Source organism: Streptococcus ruminicola, from assembly GCF_011387195.1.
GTDB lineage: Bacteria > Bacillota > Bacilli > Lactobacillales > Streptococcaceae > Streptococcus > Streptococcus ruminicola.
Window position 1 is genome coordinate 236,840 of sequence record NZ_CP046919.1, and the last position, 19,117, is coordinate 255,956.

Here is a 19,117-nt window from a genome sequence, read left to right on the forward strand (position 1 = left end):
CTCCAAACATAAATTACCACTATTGTAGCATATTTTTACAGAAATGTTTTATATAAATTGTCAATTTTCGATAATAAATCAGCTTTTTGGGCTTCTGTTGTAAAGGATGCTTGGATAGCATTTTTATTAAATGTTAGGAAATCATCGATGCCAACACCAAAGTGTTTGGCAAAGAGTGCGTATTCTCTTGTTAAGTTAGTGTCAGAAACCGTACGGTTATCGGTGTTAATGGTAATCTTAGCACCAGCATTTTTCAAAGTAAGAAAAGGAAACTCAGCTAAAGATTTCGCAGCTTTGGTTTGGAGATTGCTTGTCAAGCATAACTCAGCTGTCACACCTTTTTTGACAAATTCTTGAATCAATTCAGGTTGGTCATAAATAGCTGTGGTATGACCAAGGCGCTTGATATCAAGGGCGATAGCATCTACAATATAGTGAGCGCAACCACACTCGCCAGCGTGAAATGTCAAAGGAAGTCCTAACTCCTGAGTGTGCTTGATAATAGCCTCTAATTCTGCAGGTGGAAAATCTAGTTCATTTCCTGCAAAATCAAAACCAGCTAATCCTTTGTCAGCTAACTGGATAACATGGTCAAAAATATCACGTGTCACATGTGCAGGCGATTGTTTCATGCCACAGACAAGAACCTTAGCCACAATGCCAAAATCTGCTTCTGCCTTTTTAAGACCTGAAAGTACAGCTTCAACAGTTTCAGAAGCTGTTAAGCCTTGGTCCATTGAAAATTCAGGCGCAAAGCGAATTTCAGTATAAATCACATTTTCCTGCGCAGCTTGTCTAGCAACATCATAAGCAGCCAAATGAAGAGCTTCTTTCGTCTGCAAAAGCGGACGGACAAAATCAAATGCTTTTAAATAATCCATCAAAGATTCTGCCTCAGCAGGTGCGGTAACTAAGTCTTTCAAATCTTCATCTGCTGCTGGAACAGCAATATCTGCCATATCTGCTAATTGACGAATTGTCTCCAATGAGATGGAACCATCCAAGTGACAATGAAGTTCTGTTTTTGCCAATTCTTTTAATGTTGTTGTATCCAAATTAGCCTCCTCTAATTAAATTTTTTAGGTACTATCTTAACACATTCTTTTTGTTTTGCAAAGAAATTTTTCTCAAAAAAATAAGTCACAGGATTTTTCCTGCAACTTATCCAAGTTTTAGCTTAAAATAGCTGTTTGTAAAGAGCGATTGTTTCTTCCAATGTTGGCATAAATGGATTGCCTGGTGCGCAAGCATCAAGCAAAGCGTTTTTAGAAAGAAATTCGAAGTCGAATTCTTCTTCCTTGATATCAAGTTCTGTCAATTTCTTAGGAATACCAACGGTTGCTGACAATTTTTCAATTTCTGCAATAGCGTAATCAGCACATTCTTGGTCACTTTTATCTTCTGTATGAAGTCCTAGTCCTTTAGCCACATCTCGGAAAGCTGCTGGAACATGTTTGGCATTTTCGCGTTCTACAATTGGTAAAATCATCGCACAACAAACACCATGTGGTAAATGATAAACAGCACCAAGTTGGTGAGCCATCGCATGCACGTAACCAAGTCCTGCATTATTAAATGCCATACCACCTAAGAAAATAGCATTAACCATGGCTTCACGCGCTTCAAGGTCATGACCATCAGCAACTGCACGTGGCAAATATTCTTTGATTAACTCAATCGCACCAACTGAAAGTTTTTTCGTTGCTGCGTAAGCACCTGGTGTTACCAAAGCTTCGATAGCGTGAGTTAATGCATCCATACCAGTTGCTGCAGTTAATGACTTAGGCATTGAAACCATTAATTCTGGGTCATTGACTGACATCAAAGCCAAGCTATTTTTATCAACCATAACCATTTTGACTTTGCGTTCTTCATCTGTGATGACGTAGTTGATTGTAATTTCAGCTGATGTTCCTGCCGTTGTATTAATAGCAATGACTGGCAAGCCTTGTTTTTCTGATTTCTGAACGCCTTCGTAATCCTGAGGACGACCCCCATTAGTAGCTAGGATGGACATACTGCTGGCAGCATCTTGAGGGGAACCTCCTCCAAGAGAAATGATGAAATCACAACCATTTTCTTTTAGGGCTGCTAATCCTTCTTCAACGTTTTTAACGGTTGGGTTAGGGTCAACATCACTATAGACAACATAGTCAATGTTTTCAGCATCAAGCGGTGCCGTTACTTTAGGCAAAATATCACTCTTAGCAATAAAATGGTCAGTTACCAAAAGAGCTTTCTTATAACCATATCTCTTGATGTAACCACCAATTTCTTTAACCACTCCGCGACCAATAAGATTTTGAGATGGAACATAAAATACTGACATGAGTATAGCCTCCTTATGATTTTTTATTTTTTAGAAAACGTTTACATATATTATTCTAGCACTTTGCTTCTAAAAATTAAAAATAAAACCTTTGATTTATTTCAAAAATCCTCATTACCACCTCGCAGTCATTTCATGCTATAATAGGGTAAATCTCTAGCTTACAAAGGAATTTAGATATGAATACATTTGAAGAAATTTTAGAAAAAATTAAAGCTTACGATACTATTATCATTCACCGTCACCAAAGACCTGACCCAGATGCTCTAGGTAGCCAAGCTGGTTTACGTGAACTCATCAAACATAATTTCCCAGCAAAAAAAGTTTTAGCAACTGGTTTTGATGAGCCAACTCTTGCATGGATTACGACAATGGATGAAGTGTCTGACAGCGATTACGACGGTGCTTTGGTTATCGTTACAGATACAGCAAATACTCCTCGTATCGATGATGACCGCTACACAAATGGTGATTTCCTTATTAAGATTGATCACCACCCTAACGATGATGTTTATGGTGACTTGCTCTATGTAGACACTAAAGCATCAAGTGCCAGCGAAATCATCTCAGACTTCGCCTTTTCAACTGGTCTAAAATTTTCTAGCGAAGCTGCACGTCTTCTATACTCTGGTATTGTTGGAGACACAGGACGTTTCTTATACCCATCTACAAGCAGCAAAACCTTCATGATTGCAAGTAAACTACGTGAATATGACTTTGATTTTTCAAGTCTAGCTCGCCAAATGGACTCTATTTCATTTAAAATTGCGAAACTTCAAGGCTTTGTCTATGATAACTTAGAAGTTGATGATAATGGGGCTGCGCGTGTGGTGTTAACGCAAGAAACTATGAAAAAATACAATGTCACTGAAGCTGAAACTTCTGCTATCGTTGGAGCTCCAGGTCGTATTGATTGTGTTCAATCTTGGGCAATTTTCGTTGAACAAGCTAACGGTAACTACCGTGTTCGCTTGCGTAGTAAAACACAGGTCATCAACGAGATTGCTAAACGTCACGACGGAGGAGGGCACCCACTTGCCAGCGGAGCCAATTCTTACAGCCTTGAGGAAAACGAGCAAATCTATCAAGAAATCAAAGATTTACTAGCCTCAAAAAACTAAGCTCAAGCCTGCTGTAGAGCGATTTTTAACAATTATATTTCAATTCAATTAATTTGCACAAAAGTCTTGTCAAATATCGCATTATTTGATAAACTATAGAAGTTAAAATAACTATGGTGCGTAAAAAATCACCATGGCAGAAAGGAAATCTTTTAACAATGAAACAAAATATCCACCCAGAATACCGTCCAGTAGTATTCATGGACACAACTACTGGTTACAAATTCCTTAGCGGTTCTACAAAAGCTTCTGACGAAACTGTAGAATTTGAAGGCGCTACTTACCCACTTGTACGTGTGGAAATCTCATCAGATTCTCACCCATTCTACACTGGTCGCCAAAAATTCACTCAAGCAGATGGTCGTGTGGATCGCTTCAACAAAAAATACGGTTTCACAAAATAATAAACCGCATTTATCAATTATTGTTGATTTTAAGCCTTTTTCGAGAAATCGAAATTGGCTTTTTTTGTTTTTAGTACCGTTTTTGGTACCGTCTTGGAAAATTAGTTGTTTGACTTTTTGAGATAATCAGCAAACTTTTTAATCGTTCTTTCTCCTCCAGCTTCGGTTACATGACTATAGGTATCTAGTGTCATTTGGCTACTTGCATGCCCTAACCGTCTAGCAGCATTTACTGGATCTACACCAATCTCAATCATCAATGTTGCATGAGTATGTCTAAAACCATGTGGCGATATTTTCTTTAGATTATGTTTATCAATAATACGTTTTAGGTTATAATTTATATAATCTTGATACAATGGTTGTATTTTCCCGTCTCTATCAACAAACGTAAAGATATAATCATTCTCAATTAATGGGGTAACTGAAAGTTGCCCTTTTTCTTTTTTACTACGTACTTTCCATTCTCTCAAAATAGAAATAGTTTCATCATCCAAGGGAATTTGTCTTACTGAGAACCTGTTTTTCGTTCTTTTCTCAACAGCTTTTCCTCTAATTCGCCCTAAATTTTTGGTGATAGATAGTATTTGTTTATCAAAGTCAATATCAGACCACCTCAAAGAATAAAGTTCACCTTTTCTTAACCCACTATAAGCTAGCAATCTAAATAAAGCATAATCTTTGTAGGACTCTTCTGCTTTTACAATAGCTAAAAATTCATGCAACTCGTCAACATTAAAGAAATTATCCGATTGCTTATGATCCCGTTTTGGTAAAGTTATATCTCTCATAGGATTTTCAGCAATCAACTTCATCTTAACCGCAAAATTAAAAACTTGATTAGCATAAGACTTCACTTGCTTAATATTTCTAAACGTTTTTCCCTTTTCCGTGATAAACTCCTGGCATTGCCAAGGAGTTATTTTTGAAATTTTAAAATTTCCTAGTATTGGTAAGATGTGTAACCGAAACATATCATCAGTACGGACGCTTGTGGTCCTCTCTACAGTATCTTGATATGTTTTGAACCATTCTTCAAAAACTTCCTCAAAAGTCCTCTCAGAAGCTTTTAAAAGCTCTGTGAGCTCTCCTGTTAGTTTTTTATGATAAATTATAGCTTCATGCTCCTTAGCTTCTCTACGTGTCTTAAAACCACTTTTAAAATAATCATGACGTTTCCCGTCAATAACTCGGTAAATTCTGACTTTGTAAAGATAGCCTGTTTTAGACTTTTTAGCCTTGTACTTAATAATAGACATTGCAATTTCTCCGTTTCTAAAGTTTCGGAGCTTATAAAACAATGAAATTACATGTTAGTCTTTCTTTTGTCTAGCTTTCTGCATAACTTTATACTCTTCGGACTTCTCCCACTCTTCCCAAACGTAATGATAAGGTGAGCTTTTATCTCCGCTCTTATTTAACAGATATGGAAATACTGTATCCGACTGCTCTTTTAAAAATTGCTTATAGGCTTTCACAATAATTGGGTGATAGCCTTTTTCTTTTATCAAAAAATCAATATGACTTTCTAAAATTCCTGTTCCACTAATATCAGCAAGTAAACCGGCAACATCATCTTTAAAAGGTGTCCAATCATCAATCTTTTTACTTACAACAGAACCGTCTTTTAAAAACTTAACAAACAATTTAACAAAACTATCCTCACTAGGATTTTTTAAAACTGGGTTATCGTCCAAGCCAAGTAAATATGGAACAGATACACCAAAATAATTTGCAAGTATTTGGGCATTTTTCTTTTTAGGTGTTGAATAACCATTTTCATAGTTTGAAATAGTTGATAATCCGATACCCGTCTCTGCAGATAATTCCTTCATTGTCTTTCCAAATTGTTTTCGTAATTCATTCACTCTATTATCCAATAAAACACCTCCGCTTGGGCTATATTTTATCATATATACACCATTTTTACAAAAAAATTGTAAAAAATAATTGTTTTTACAAATATTTTGTAATATAATAACTGTAAATTACAAAATATTTGTAATTCGGTTCGGAGCTTATAAAACAATGAAAGGAAAAACAAGATGTCTGAAGAATTCATTTTACAATTACCTAAGCGAAAAGAAAAAGAGCTTTTAGCTCGCTACGATAACATGCTACAAACCGCCATTGAAAAAGCCCTTGAAGACAAGGAACTTTATAAACCATTGGTTCGTATGTCTGGTTTAAGTCGTTGGCTAGATGTTTCAACGACTACTATTGCAAAATGGCAAAAAGAAGGGATGCCTTATATGGTTATTGACGGAGTAACTTTATACGACAAACGAAAAGTTGCTCAATGGCTACAACAATTTGAGAGGTAAGAATATTATGGACTACGATAGTGAAAACTTTTTAATTCCTAAAATTCTCTTCCAAGATGAATTTTATAGTGAATTGTCATTCAATGATATTTTTGTGTACTCGGTCTTAAAAGACAAGCAGATTGAAGCTGCTGAAAAAGGTTGGATAGATACTGATGGTAGTGTTTATCTAAGTTATACCATGAAAGAACTCGCAAAAATGTTTTCTTGCAGTAAAGAAACAATGATAAAAATCATGAGACGTTTAGAAGAATTCAATCTAATTGAACGTGAAAGGGAAGATGTTTTTTATGGATATAGTCTCCCTTATAGAACTTACATTAACGAGGTGTGAGATGATGAAAATCTACTTTGGCAATGACGAAGAAAACAACTTACTTGTTAAAAAGCGCTTAGAAAGTTTCAAAATTGACTACGAAGAATATTCTAGCAAAGACATTGATTATCAAACACTACTGAATTGGTTTACCAACTCCTCAGATATGTTTGAATTTCTACAGCCTAGATTAATGAGGTACAAACTTGACAGTAAACTAACATTTAATCAGTTTGTATTGAAAATACTAACTGATATCGATAATTCACTTAAACTTCCTCTAGTTGTTACAGATACAGAAATACTTCCTGGCCTAACACCTGGTGAGGTAACAATATTTCTTCCAGCAGAATATCGTAAAACAGAAAGAATTCAACTTTATCATCAGCTAAATCAACTAGATAATGAACGTCGATTCTGGAGAAACCTGAAAATCTTTCGTGAACAATCTGGCTTACGTTGGTTTGAGTTTAACCAATTGATGTTTTCGGATACTTCTGATGACTTAGGAGAAGTCAAAAAGGCTAAAGATAAATTTTTCACTTATAAGCGAAATTTAAAAATTCCACCTCAAGATCAAATCGAAAAAGCAGCTAAAATTTTAATGGTTGAACCAGAAGATTTTTTCACAAAAACTGTCTCAGATTTACAAAATTTCTAGTCTAAAATTTTATGAAAACAGCTATGAAAATATTATGAAAATGAATTTTTGGGGTCAAATTTTTGGAGGGCCCGAAAATTTTATAACAGGGCGCCCTCTAACAGCCCGCTATGTGCACATCTGATGTGCATCCACTACACCCGTTTTTTGGCAAGTTTGGCTGGAGAAAAATGAAAATGGTTCGACGAAGTCGGCTCGGGGTTGCTCCCCCGAGAATGTCATTTTACGTAAGCCTTTGCGCAGACAAAAAAATCGGCGCCGATAGGCGACCATCAAAGAAAGGAGTTCTTTTTGGATATAAAAGTCAGTTTGGATAACATTACAATAACAGCATATGTCAAAACAAAAAAGCTTCATTTACTAAAAGAATTGGTTGAAAGCCACGTTGCAATCATTGTGACTACTGCTATGACTGACCTATTTAATGCTTCTACTAAGGCTGAGGGTCGTGTTATCCTCAAAATAGATTATGACAAAAGAAAAGGACAAGCCTTTCATGCTCGCCCATTCCGTCTGGAGTTCAACCCTAATAAACTCCGTCCAATTGATAAAAAAATCATTGACACCATTATACCATGCCTTGAGGATATTTCAATATCCCGTGCCGACTTAGCATTTGATTTATTTGAGGTAGATTGTAGCGAATTTGTTTTAGAGAAAAAAGGCAGACCAACTGCAACAAAAGAATTTAGATCTAATCTAGGAAAACTTGAAACAAAGTATCTTGGTGCTTCTCGCTCAGAAAAACAAATTAGGCTATATAATAAAAAAATTGAGCAACTAGAAAATGGAACCCCCGCAGAAAAAGAATTTGCAAAACATTTTTCCAACTGGTGGCGTTTAGAATTTCAACTTCGCAATCGTTCTGTTGAAGAAATATTTGACGTTATTAATTCGATCATTTTTAAACCCTTTGATTTTACTGATCTACCAGTTGAAACACAGATTTATCTTGTGGCTTATACTCGTGATAAAAATGTATGGAAAAAACTACATAGGAATACCAGAACCAAATATAAAAAAATTCTTGAAAGTTATAAAACGTCCGAAATAGACTATTTAGAACTCTTGAAAGAATTACTTAAACATGAACGCCCGAGACTTGAAAAAGAATTAGCTTATTTTAGTGGTCGAACACCCTAAATACTTTCAACCAAAAGGTTGAAAATACATTAATACCAATACTTTGAGAGGTTAAAAATGAGAATAAAAGACTATGCAGAGAGTCAAGGAGTAACTACTCAATCCGTATATAAGAAGATACGGTCGACTAAATATAAAAACAGATTAAATGGTCATTTATATAGAGACAACCAAAAGGTTGAAAACCTTGATTTAATAGGCATTAAGATACTAGAAGATTATGCTTTTGAAAATGATGTCATAAAATTAGAGCATGAATTAAACAAACTCAAGAAAACGAATAAAGAAGAAAAACAAGACATGCAAATTAGGATAGATAAGTTAGCTAATAAATTAACTTCATCACTTGAAAATCGTAATAACCTTATTCAAGAAAGATACGATTTACTGGATTACATTAGGTGTTTAGAACGACAGAGGATTATCCTACTTATTGTTATCATTACGATAGTACTTAGCTTTCTAATTGTGATTAGCTTCACTCTTTTTTAAAGGAAATTGTCGGACAATGCGAAGCCGTCCGACCTTTGGCACTGACTAAGTGCCCTACTCGCTTCGGCGAGTTATAGTCGGAACTCCTCTTGTGGCTCGAGAGTTGTTCCGATGTCGCTACTATTTTTGGAGCGACCAGCCGTCTGCAAGACCCTTCGGAGAACGCACTTTTACGAAGTAAAGCGTAGTGCGTTACACTTTACATGGAAGTAGTGCCGACCTCTTAAGAGAAAACTAATTGTGTGGTTGCTTATTCGTGGTGGCAATTTCCGCCACCACCTCGGCGACCTTTTGAGCCGAGAAAGGAGCTTTGAAATATGAGCTATATTGTAGCTAGAATGGAAAAATACAAGTCTAGTCAATTAAGTGGTATTTATAATCATAATGAACGTGTTTTTAAAAATCACTCTAACAAAGATATCGACCCAAGTCGTTCTCACCTTAACTATGAACTAACCAATCGTGACAGAACTCAAACTTACCATAAACAAATAAAGGAGCATATTAATGAAAATCGCATATCTAGTCGTGGAATTCGTAAAGATGCTGTACTATGTAACGAATGGGTTATTACATCAGATAAAACGTTTTTTGAGTCGCTAGACCAGGAACAAACTAAAAAATTCTTTGAAAGTGCTAAAAACTACTTTGCTGAAAAATATGGAGAAGCTAACATTGCCTATGCTAGTGTACATCTTGATGAAAGTACACCACACATGCATTTGGGAATTGTACCAATGAAAGATGGTAAATTAAGCTCCAAAGCACTTTTTGGAAGCCGAGAAAAATTAAGAGAAATTCAAGATGAACTACCCAAATACCTTAATAAACAGGGGTACCATTTGCAACGTGGTGAGGTAGATAGTAAGAAAAAGCATCTAAAAACGGAAGAATTTAAAGAAAAACAAAAAATACTAAAAATGGCTGACAAAGCCATTGATAAGAAAAACAGCGAAATTGACAACGCTAAAAGTCAATTAAATAACCTACAAAATGATATTGATAATAAAAAACAAGTTCTTTCAGAACTTGAAAACAAAGAATGGGAAACCGTCGGAACTATTGAAAAATACGAAAAAGAAATCAAGGAACTTTCAGATTTAAAAATAGACTTAACTGAACTTGATAACTTTAACATTGATAATCTACAAAAAAATAATCTAATCAAACGAACATTTGACGGTAAATTAAAAATGGATAAAGAAACATTCGAAAAACTCTATCATACCGCAAAGAAGAATATATCAGATAACACTAAATTAAAACAAGAATTAAATAAACTCCAATCAGAAAACAATCAACTATCACGAAACTTATTGTCTTATCGTAAGACAAGCGATGAGAACTTAATATTAAAACAGGAAAATCGGCAGTTAAAAGACAAAGTCAAAACTTTAGATAGTCAAGTAACGCTATTAAACAAAAAAGTGGCTATTTGGAGAGAGAAAGCAAAAGAATTTATGCCAAAGCCAGTTTTCCAAAACACACTTTCACTTGTCAATAGCTTAAGTCCAATAGGGTTAGCCAAGACAGTTGTTAGACAAGTTAAAAATCTTGTCGACAAAAATAGCTAGTATCACTTTTATGCCGTGAAAGCTACTTGATAGCAAGCCATGCGATTTAGACTAAATTTGACGAGTTGTCAGACTGAAGAGCTGACAACCGACAAATTAGAAAAAAATAGCATGGGTTACTTGCTGTCAAGTAGACCATGGAATAAATTAAAAAAATCAAGGAGCAAAGAAAATGACAGAAAAAGCCTTTTATTACTTTCATCATGACTTATCAAAAAAGGATAAAGGAGGAATTGAGCCAATATACACTGGGAAAAATCTCTTAAATTTATTATGGTGGACTTTTATTCACACAGATTATAGTAATTATGTTGATATTGAATCTGATGTTCAAGATGATGTCACTAAAGCTGTTAGGGAAACAAAAGAATTTAAAGATTTTTATGAAAGTGAATTACAACTTCGTTGCATAAAACAGGAACTAAAAAATTATAATATCCATTTTGCTTACGCTACTGATAAAGAATTAGAAAGATATAATGCAGAATTTGGATATGAAACATCTGAAGAACATAAAGGAAAAATGCTAATTGGAATTGCACCTACGGACGAAGAAAACTATGTCAGAGGTTATTTGAAATTCATTGAAGATATTTCAAATGATGATACTCGTTTTGGAATATATCACAGACTCATTAAATCTGAAAAGACCATGCTTCCAATTGAGCGAATTAATTATATAAAAAAATTGACTAAAAAGAATTTGAAATGATATATTGATAATGAGCTAAGACTGAGTTTGAGTTGGTAACAACTCATTCAAAGAGTACTCTTCATGAGTACTAGGTAGAGGTGCTGCCTCCTGCCCTTGCTCAGGTAAATCCCCGATTGGGTTCTTAGCTCTTTAAAAAGGCTCCTTTTTCAAGGGGCCTTTTATCATAATAGTATTTTTATAAAATAAAAAACGCTCAACATAATTGAGTGAAATTTCATTGTTTTATAAGCTCCGAAACTTAATATTTTTGGTACCTTTTTAGTACCGTATACGTTTATAAACACTTAATATATATATAAATTTTTAAAATTAAAATCCGTTAAAGCCTTATTTTAAAAGGTATTTGCTAATATCTTATATAATGTTTGGAAAATACGGTTTCACAAAATAAGAAATTGTATTTATTACAAGAAGTCATTTCGAGCAATCGAAATGGCTTTTTGTTTTTCCGTAAATAGGTCAACAAAAAAAGAGCTTACGCTCTTTTTATCTAATATAAGCTAACCAAGCTTCGTCTTCCGCTAGAATATCTGAACTAGTGTATGAACCGCGGTATTTGTTCCAAACGTGGTTCGGATTAACGGTTTCAGTAGCTTGATTGGTTTGTTGAGTTTGGTTATCTTGTTCGGTAGTTTCTTGAGCTTCATCGGTTACCAACGGCTCATCGTAGCTTGTTAAGCCGTATTGCTCAATTAAGGCATTTAACTTATCAGCGTAAGCAGTATCTGTGGCATAACGACCAGTCAGAGCTGCTGTGGCATCTTGATAGGAAGAGGTATTTGACTTCCAAGTATCCGCATAAAGATTCCAACTTAATAAATTAGCATAGTCATTGAGCGAATCTGCTAAGCTGTTGTATGAGCGAAAGGCTTGATCAATCTCATAAGTGTTTCCACTGCCATCATCTTCCCAAGTCTGCATGACGACTGAATTACCATTATAAGCCCCTTTTACTCCAAAGAAATTATAATAAGGTTCTTGGCTAAGTGCTGATTGGCCACTACTTGATTCTAAAACAGCTTGAGCAATCATCACTGAAGCATAAAGGTTTCTTTCTTGACCAATTTGTCGAGCTGTTTCGCCAATACTTGTAATAAAATCAGCTGTCGCTGTTGGGGAAACTTGTCCTGATTCAGCAATAACAGCGTGAGCTGCATGTCTGAAAGTGAGGTTAATTCCCAATGTTATACAAGTAACTAAGGTCGAACAAGCTAAAAAGAATTTTGTCACTTGCTTGTCTTTCACGTGGCCTCCTAAAATGTAAGTGCTATCTTAACCCATTATAGCAAAGTTTTCATAAGCTGGCAACGCGAGTTCCTGCTCTCAAAAATCAGCTTTTTACCACTTTCCTTAAAAAGAAAAGGCTTGAATCATTTGATTCAAACCTTTAGTTATTTTAGTGAGCAACAAGGTGTTGGGCAATTTCTTGACCAGATTCTTTAGCTGGGAAGTAAGTTGGCCAATGTTCCATTTCTTTTAGAATTTCGTCTTGGCTACTGTTACCCCAGAAGAGATGGAAGTGTTCAACGTCTGTTGATGTGATATTATGGTCGCTGAATTGAATGTATTTGAATTCGCCAGCATCTTTGTCATCTGTTTCAAACAAATAACGAACACTACGGTTACCTTTCTTGTATTTCAAAATTTTGTGACCAACGTATTTGTAAGTGTAGGTATGTTTTTCACCATTTTGAACAAAAGTAACTTTGTTTTTCTTACCATCAATGATGATTTGTTCAACGTCCGTTTGGTAACCTTTTGTGTAATAGTCTTTTACTTCTTGAGCAGTTTGTTCACCTTTTGAAGCTTTGGCTTTATAATCCCAGACAGGATCAAGTGTACCATCAAGAAGGTATGGGTAAGCAGATTGCCATTTTCCTGTCCAATCACTTAATTTACGATCAGTAACGTCTTTATCTTTGAAATAGCCGTGCTGAACAGTTTTGGTGTCATCTGTTTCAGCTTTGATTTCTTTACCTTTGACGTCAGTTGTCAATTTCAAAGCTTTCAGATTTTCTTTCATGACTGAGAAGTAATCTTCGCCAGCTTTGATTTGTTTGTTAGTTAAGCTTTCTAGCGGATTTAAAACTTTTGTTTTTACACCAGCTTCATCTGCTAGCGTTGCAGCAACTTTACTTGACGCATTCTCTTCAAAATAAATGTATTTGATATCATATTTTTTAACGTATTTTGTAAGGCTTGCAATACGTTTTGCTGAAGGTTCTACTTCTGGTGAAATCCCAGCAATTGATATTTGGTTCAAACCATAATCAAGTGCTAAATAACCAAAAGCAGCATGCTGCGTCACGAAGCTTTTTTGTTTGGCATTTGAAAGTCCATCTGTGTAGGCTTTATCTAAGTCATTGAGTTTTTCAATGTAAGCTGCGCTGTTGGCTTTAAAAGTATCAGCTTTATCAGGGTATTTAGCAACAAAAGCATCTCGGATATTTTCAACCAAGGTAACCGCACGTTTTGGTGAGAGCCAGACATGTGGGTCATATTCATGACTATGTCCTTCATGCTCGTCATGGTCTTCGCCTTCTTCTTCAGCTGTACCAGCCATGAGAAGCATATCTCCACTTGCTCGAACGATAGTTAGGTTATCAGAATTAATTGATTTTTTGACTTTCTTAACCCATGTTTCCATGCTATCATCCATGTAGACAAACATATCAGCATCTGAAATCGTAGCTACATTTTTTGTAGATGGTTCAAAATCATGCGGCTCAGTTCCTGCTTTAATCAGCATCGACACATCGGCTGAATCTCCTGTGACAGCTTTGGTGAACTCATAGACAGGATAAAAAGTTGTCACAACTTTAATCTTGTCATCTGCTGCAACTTGCTTGATATGGCTAACTTGCCATGCAAACAAAAGTGCAAGTAAATTTATGAACAAAAGAAATTTCTTCTTCATGATGGCTCCTTTTCTTAACTAGTTAAGTTAATAGTTTACCAGTAAAGTATATCTGAACTTTTAGTTTTTTGCAAGCATTTTTTGCTTAAAAAATAAAAATCCCTTGAAAAACTTCAAGGGATTGAACGATTAGTCGCTTACTGAGAAACGGTTTGTCATGAGATTGCTTGCATCAAAAAGAATTTTATTCAAAAGTTTTTGAGTTTCTTCTTGGATGTAATCACTCATAGCTTGGTTTTCAGCATCGAAATCAACGCTTTCAGCATTTGCCAAAGCACAATCAACACGTTTGATGCGTGCATGTCCAGCTGCCATTGTTTTTTCAACATAGGCTTCAATATCACCTTCGTGTTGGTGGAAATGTGGATCAGCAATCGCAGCAATCAAGCGGTTTGCCCAGTAGAACGAATCTGTTGAAACATTTTCGCCAGTATTTGCAAAATATCCTGGTGTTGTAGAAATTTGAGTAAAGAATGGCACCATTGTTCCAAAAGGCATTGAGCCATATGCCAACCATTGAATACCTGTTGTGTCGTGTGGTTGGTCTGGACGCAATTGAAGAATAGCTGTTTGGCTTGTGCGGTTGATACCGATTGTACGGAAGGTACGTTGGCTAACAGCATCACCTTCTGGTCCATATGGGTCAAATTCAGTATCTTGATAATGATTGCTCAAGACATATTTCACATCTTCGACAGTAATTTTGCGGTATGGTTTTTGTGCCCATGGGATAAAGAAACTGCGTGGGTCTTGTTTGATTTCTGGATTCAAGAAACGTTGCATTGCCCAAGCACGTGGAGTGTTGTAATGACGGTCTTTATCACGTTGACTACCAAAAGCATAGCGTGGATTGAAGTGTTCGTTTGAATATGTCAAATCCAAGTTATTATCTTCGATGAATTCACGCAAGTCACTTGAGTACATGTAATCATCAGGATTGTTAAATTCGAAATGATCAATACCAAGTTGGTTTGGATTTGTCACATAACAATCATCTGGCACACGACGAGCAATCCAGTGGTGGCCACCGACAGTTTCTAACCACCAAATTTCATCAACGTCTGAAATAGCCACACCATTTGATTCGTATGTTCCGTATTCTTCTAGGATAGCACCAAGGCGCTCTACCCCTTCACGCGCTGTGCGAACATATGGAAGCACCAATGTTAGCATATCTTCTTCACCAATACCTGATTCAACGAGCGGGTCAGCACCCAAGACACGCGCATTTGTCGTGATGGTTTCTGTCTCACTCATGGCAACATTGGCTTCGTTGATACCAGCTTCACCCCAAATACCATCTTTACGCAAAGCATCTGGCACTGATGTGTAGCGCATTGGGTTGTCTGGCAAATCGATTTCAAATGAAGATAAAACTGATTTATAATGACGTGGTTGATCTTCTGGATTAACCACGATAAATTGTTTCGGTGTGAAATCACCACTTTGTGAATCTTCAGTTCGAGCAATGATGGTTGAACCATCATATGACGCTTTTTTACCGACAAGAATTGTAGTGCAACTCATAATAAACTCTCCTCTTTCTTATAATTCATTTGCAATTTTATTGATTTTACGCAATCGATGATTGACACCGCTCTTGGTCAAAGTTCCTTCCAAATGGTCTGCAATTTGCTGAATCGAGTAATCAGGATTTTCTACACGAATCTTAGCCACTTGTTGCAATTCAATTGGTAAGGTCTCAAGTCCAACGGTATCCATAATTTTAATGATATTATTGATAGTCTTCATGCTGGCTGTCACGGTTTTTGCAATGTTAGCTGTTTCCGCATTATTGGCACGGTTAACGTCATTGCGCGTCTCACGCATAATCTTAACTTCTTCAAAGCTTTCTTTACATTCCATCGCTCCGATGACAATCAAGAAATCCATGATATCTTCAGCCTTTTGCAAATAGGTCACTGCTCCATTTTTATGTTCAATAACCTTGGCATCAAGGATAAATTTTCGCATCAAGTTTGCCAAATCTTCGGCGTGGTCTTGATAAACGGAAAAAATTTCCAGTTGGTATTTTCCTGACTCTGGGTCACGAATGGTCCCAGTCGCCAAGAAAGCACCACGCAGATAAGCACGTCCCTTGTCATCATCTTCTAGGATACTTGGGGTAATTCCCATTTCAATCCCAAAGAAAGAATCAGCCAGCTGCAAGTCGTTCAAAATTTCTCTGACATTTTTGGCAACAAAAACAGTATAAACACGATTCTTACGTAGATTTGTCTTTTGATGATACTTGATTTCAGGCTGGACGTGGTAAATCGTTTCAATCAGTTCATAGATATGACGGGCTACCTTGGCATTTTCTGTTGTGATTGACAAGGTCAGTCCAGCACCTGTTAAGCCGAGGCTTCCTGACATTTTGATAATAGCTGATAATTCACTCTTATCAAATCGCGATAAATTCAACAATTCTTCTTTAACTTTTACTGTAAAACTCATCGCTTCTTCACCCTCACAAGGTTCATTAATTCTTCAACGACATAGTCGCCATTGTGAAAAGCTCCGCCATTTTCCAAACGAAGAAAATCAGATGAAATCACTCGTTTGACTTGCTTACGAAGTCCTGCAAAATCATGTTCAACTTGAACCAAGTATTCATCAAATTTATTGTGGTCCATGTAATCTTGCGGCACTTTTTGAATATTGACGAGAACCGTATCAATAACATCTTTACCAAGATGACGATTGAGCACTTCGACGTGGTCAGCATCCGTGAAATGTTCGGTTTCACCATATTGTGTCATGATGTTACAAACATAAGCAACTTCAGCTTTGGTATCAATAAGTGCCTGCTTGATTTCAGGAATAACCAAATTTGGCAAAATTGATGTAAACAAAGAACCAGGTCCAAGGACAATCATGTCACTATCCATGATTGCATCAACTACTTTGCGACTGGCAGTTGGTTCGTCATCATTGTAAGTATTGGTCACATAAACATGGTCAATCATTCCTTGATAACCAGCGATATGACTCTCACCAGCGACTTCATAGCCATCTTTAAAAACAGCATGCAAGGTCAATGGGTTTTCACTTGCTGGGTAAATTTTCCCTGTAACGTGAAAGAATTTTGTCAAAATCTGCATAGCGCTGTAAGTAGAACCTTCCATTTCAGCGATTCCTGAAATGATAAGATTTCCAAGAGGGTGGCCAGCAAGCGGACCATCTCCTTGCGCAAAGCGATATTGAAAGACTTTTTCGTAAAACTTAGGCATATCACTCATAGCCACGAGAACATTTCTAAGGTCTCCTGGTGGTGTCAGTTGCATAACCGAACGCAGGGCTCCTGAACTGCCTCCATCATCAGCAACCGTTACGATGGCTGTAATATCGACCTCTTCGTGTCTCAAACTATTTAAAATGACGGGAATCCCTGTTCCTCCACCGATAACGGTAATTTTAGGTTTTCTCATGAACGGTTCACAGTCTCCTTGCGACGATTTTTATCGCGGTGGGTTTCATTAACCACCCAGTCCGCTTTTAGCTCTTCAGCCAAGCGATGAGCAAAGGCAACACTTCGGTGTTGACCACCTGTACAACCAATAGCAATAGTCAATACAGATTTTCCTTCTTTTTTGTAGCCTGGCAAAATAGGTTTAATGAGGCCAATCAAATGTTGGTAGAAATCTTCTGATTCCTCATGATTCATGACATAATCATAAACATCTTTTTCAAGACCTGTTTGATTGCGAAGTTCTGGTTTGTAGTATGGATTTGGCAAGAAACGTACGTCAAATACCAAGTCTGCATCGAGTGGTAGGCCATATTTGAAACCAAAACTCATGACTTCAATACGAAATGAGGCTTGATTTTCATCACTTGAAAATTGTTCAGAAATTGTCTTACGCAATTGACGAGGGGTTAATTCTGTTGTATCAACCACATTTTGACTCAAATTTTTCAAAGGCGCAAGCAATTCACGTTCTAACTTGATTCCGTCTAAAATACGTCCATCAGCTGCTAATGGGTGACTACGACGTGTTTCTTTATAACGAGCTACCAGTTCGCCATCTGTTGCATCCAAGAAAAGAATCTTGAAGTCAATTTTTGGATTTGAATCAATTTTATCTAAAACAGAAGTAATTTCGTTGAAGAAGAGACGACTACGCATGTCCACCACAAGAGCAACACGATTATTGTCACTTGTTTTTTCAACTAATTCAATAAATTTTGGCACCAAAGTTGGTGGCATGTTATCGATGGTAAAATACCCTAAATCTTCAAAGGATTGAATGGCAACTGTCTTACCAGCACCGCTCATCCCAGTTACAATAACTAAGTTAATCTCTTTATCAGACATTTTCTTCGCTCCTTCTCATTTTTTCAATTTGTCCCACTAAACGTGCCTGTTCTTCCTGCATACTCACTAATTGTTTTGTCAAAGAAGCTAACATTTCCGTTTGTAATTTCTGAATTTCTAGTAAATCCGACTGGTCTTGCTGAACCAAGTGATCCAATTTTGTATGTAACAATCGAATTCCTTCTTCTGATACCTTGTTAACATTGTAATCATTTTTGGCTTGCAAGCGATCATAATCTGAAGCACGGTTCTGACTCATCATAATCAAAGGGGCTTGAATCGCTGCCAGCGTTGACAAAGCAAGGTTTAGCAAGATGAAGGGATATTTGTCAAATACAATGCCAAAAGGCTTCACAACATTTAAAGCCATCCAAACTCCCATAAAGCAGATAAAAGTGATAATGAACGTCCATGACCCGCCAAAACGAGCTACATCATCAGCAATTTTTTGTCCAAAGGTGATTTTTCTGTCCAATTGGTCTTGGACATCTAAAGCCGTATACCCTTGGTGCTTAGTCGCATCGTAGACAGCTTCACGGACATAATCATTTTTACGATTGGCTTTATCAATAATCTCCTCTAAAAAAAGAAGACGATAGTAAGTCAGATTCTTATGGCTAATAAAGGCACCACTAGCAATATCAGGATGCTGCTTTTTGATAATCTCTTGTAATCTAATATCCAGAGAATCGATGATAACTCCCTCTTCAATTGGATAATCGTGATGATCAATGCTATCTTGCATTAGCTGTTTTTGACTCATAAGATCCTTCTTTCTGTCTGTTCCATTATACCAGAAATAA

At 36.5% G+C, this 19,117-nt stretch carries 20 protein-coding genes; 9 read left to right on the forward strand and 11 right to left on the reverse strand.

Annotated features, from left to right (window positions below):
- Positions 1 to 35: 35 nt before the first annotated feature.
- Entirely contained in the window at positions 36 to 1,055 is a 1,020-nt protein-coding gene (gene add / locus GPZ88_RS01320) for an adenosine deaminase (protein WP_166043095.1), read from the reverse strand.
- Between the two features lie 122 nt (positions 1,056 to 1,177).
- Complete coding sequence (locus GPZ88_RS01325) at positions 1,178 to 2,329, reverse strand: iron-containing alcohol dehydrogenase (RefSeq protein WP_039696576.1); 1,152 nt, start codon at positions 2,327 to 2,329, stop codon at positions 1,178 to 1,180.
- Positions 2,330 to 2,508: 179 nt separating this feature from the next.
- Between GPZ88_RS01325 and GPZ88_RS01330 the strand changes: the two genes are divergently transcribed.
- A complete protein-coding gene (locus GPZ88_RS01330) occupies positions 2,509 to 3,450 on the forward strand; it encodes a DHH family phosphoesterase (protein WP_166043097.1) in 942 nt (313 codons plus the stop codon).
- Positions 3,451 to 3,608: 158 nt separating this feature from the next.
- The gene (locus GPZ88_RS01335; protein ID WP_021142736.1) at positions 3,609 to 3,854 is read left to right on the forward strand and encodes a type B 50S ribosomal protein L31; all 246 of its coding nucleotides are present in this window, start codon (positions 3,609 to 3,611) and stop codon (positions 3,852 to 3,854) included.
- A gap of 101 nt (positions 3,855 to 3,955) precedes the next feature.
- Here GPZ88_RS01335 and GPZ88_RS01340 read toward each other — a convergent pair whose 3' ends face one another.
- Entirely contained in the window at positions 3,956 to 5,113 is a 1,158-nt protein-coding gene (locus tag GPZ88_RS01340; protein WP_009853866.1) for a tyrosine-type recombinase/integrase, read from the reverse strand.
- 54 nt (positions 5,114 to 5,167) lie between these two features.
- A complete protein-coding gene (locus tag GPZ88_RS01345; RefSeq protein ID WP_009853865.1) occupies positions 5,168 to 5,767 on the reverse strand; it encodes a helix-turn-helix domain-containing protein in 600 nt (199 codons plus the stop codon).
- A 132-nt stretch (positions 5,768 to 5,899) separates the two neighbouring features.
- Between GPZ88_RS01345 and GPZ88_RS01350 the strand changes: the two genes are divergently transcribed.
- The 7 genes from GPZ88_RS01350 (at position 5,900) to GPZ88_RS01380 (ending at position 11,076) form a co-directional block, all read left to right on the forward strand.
- Complete coding sequence (locus GPZ88_RS01350; RefSeq protein ID WP_009853864.1) at positions 5,900 to 6,178, forward strand: hypothetical protein; 279 nt, start codon at positions 5,900 to 5,902, stop codon at positions 6,176 to 6,178.
- Between the two features lie 7 nt (positions 6,179 to 6,185).
- Positions 6,186 to 6,512: a replication initiator protein A gene (locus GPZ88_RS01355; RefSeq protein ID WP_009853863.1), complete on the forward strand. Its 327-nt coding sequence runs from the start codon at positions 6,186 to 6,188 to the stop codon at positions 6,510 to 6,512.
- A 1-nt stretch (position 6,513) separates the two neighbouring features.
- Positions 6,514 to 7,155 (forward strand): hypothetical protein, encoded by a 642-nt coding sequence (locus GPZ88_RS01360; protein ID WP_009853862.1) that lies wholly within the window; start codon positions 6,514 to 6,516, stop codon positions 7,153 to 7,155.
- 291 nt (positions 7,156 to 7,446) lie between these two features.
- Complete coding sequence (locus GPZ88_RS01365) at positions 7,447 to 8,298, forward strand: replication initiation factor family protein (RefSeq protein WP_009853860.1); 852 nt, start codon at positions 7,447 to 7,449, stop codon at positions 8,296 to 8,298.
- 57 nt (positions 8,299 to 8,355) lie between these two features.
- Entirely contained in the window at positions 8,356 to 8,790 is a 435-nt protein-coding gene (locus GPZ88_RS01370) for a hypothetical protein (protein ID WP_009853859.1), read from the forward strand.
- Positions 8,791 to 9,107: 317 nt separating this feature from the next.
- Positions 9,108 to 10,364, forward strand: coding sequence for a MobV family relaxase (mobV, locus tag GPZ88_RS01375; protein ID WP_009853858.1), 1,257 nt, complete (start codon positions 9,108 to 9,110; stop codon positions 10,362 to 10,364).
- 172 nt (positions 10,365 to 10,536) lie between these two features.
- Positions 10,537 to 11,076, forward strand: a complete 540-nt coding sequence (locus GPZ88_RS01380) for a hypothetical protein (protein ID WP_009853857.1) — start codon at positions 10,537 to 10,539, stop codon at positions 11,074 to 11,076.
- A 489-nt stretch (positions 11,077 to 11,565) separates the two neighbouring features.
- Here the strand turns inward: GPZ88_RS01380 and GPZ88_RS01385 are convergent, their stop codons facing one another.
- The 7 genes from GPZ88_RS01385 to GPZ88_RS01415 all read right to left on the reverse strand — a co-directional run bounded on the left by GPZ88_RS01385 (position 11,566) and on the right by GPZ88_RS01415 (position 19,077).
- On the reverse strand, positions 11,566 to 12,324 hold the full coding sequence (locus GPZ88_RS01385; RefSeq protein WP_039696574.1) for a glucosaminidase domain-containing protein: 759 nt from the start codon (positions 12,322 to 12,324) through the stop codon (positions 11,566 to 11,568).
- A 151-nt stretch (positions 12,325 to 12,475) separates the two neighbouring features.
- Positions 12,476 to 13,996 (reverse strand): zinc ABC transporter substrate-binding protein AdcA, encoded by a 1,521-nt coding sequence (locus GPZ88_RS01390; RefSeq protein ID WP_166043099.1) that lies wholly within the window; start codon positions 13,994 to 13,996, stop codon positions 12,476 to 12,478.
- 129 nt (positions 13,997 to 14,125) lie between these two features.
- Positions 14,126 to 15,523: a C69 family dipeptidase gene (locus GPZ88_RS01395; RefSeq protein ID WP_166043101.1), complete on the reverse strand. Its 1,398-nt coding sequence runs from the start codon at positions 15,521 to 15,523 to the stop codon at positions 14,126 to 14,128.
- A gap of 18 nt (positions 15,524 to 15,541) precedes the next feature.
- Positions 15,542 to 16,453 (reverse strand): DNA-binding protein WhiA, encoded by a 912-nt coding sequence (gene whiA, locus GPZ88_RS01400; protein WP_158914223.1) that lies wholly within the window; start codon positions 16,451 to 16,453, stop codon positions 15,542 to 15,544.
- Complete coding sequence (locus GPZ88_RS01405; protein WP_074560648.1) at positions 16,450 to 17,427, reverse strand: YvcK family protein; 978 nt, start codon at positions 17,425 to 17,427, stop codon at positions 16,450 to 16,452. The genes whiA and GPZ88_RS01405 overlap by 4 nt, the downstream gene beginning before the upstream one ends.
- Positions 17,424 to 18,314 carry an RNase adapter RapZ gene (gene rapZ / locus GPZ88_RS01410; protein WP_039696569.1) on the reverse strand — a complete coding sequence of 297 codons (891 nt, stop codon included), beginning with the start codon at positions 18,312 to 18,314 and terminating at the stop codon, positions 17,424 to 17,426. Before rapZ ends, GPZ88_RS01405 begins: the two co-directional genes overlap by 4 nt.
- The gene (locus GPZ88_RS01415) at positions 18,307 to 19,077 is read right to left on the reverse strand and encodes a DUF1003 domain-containing protein (protein WP_166043104.1); all 771 of its coding nucleotides are present in this window, start codon (positions 19,075 to 19,077) and stop codon (positions 18,307 to 18,309) included. The genes rapZ and GPZ88_RS01415 overlap by 8 nt, the downstream gene beginning before the upstream one ends.
- Positions 19,078 to 19,117: the final 40 nt, after the last annotated feature.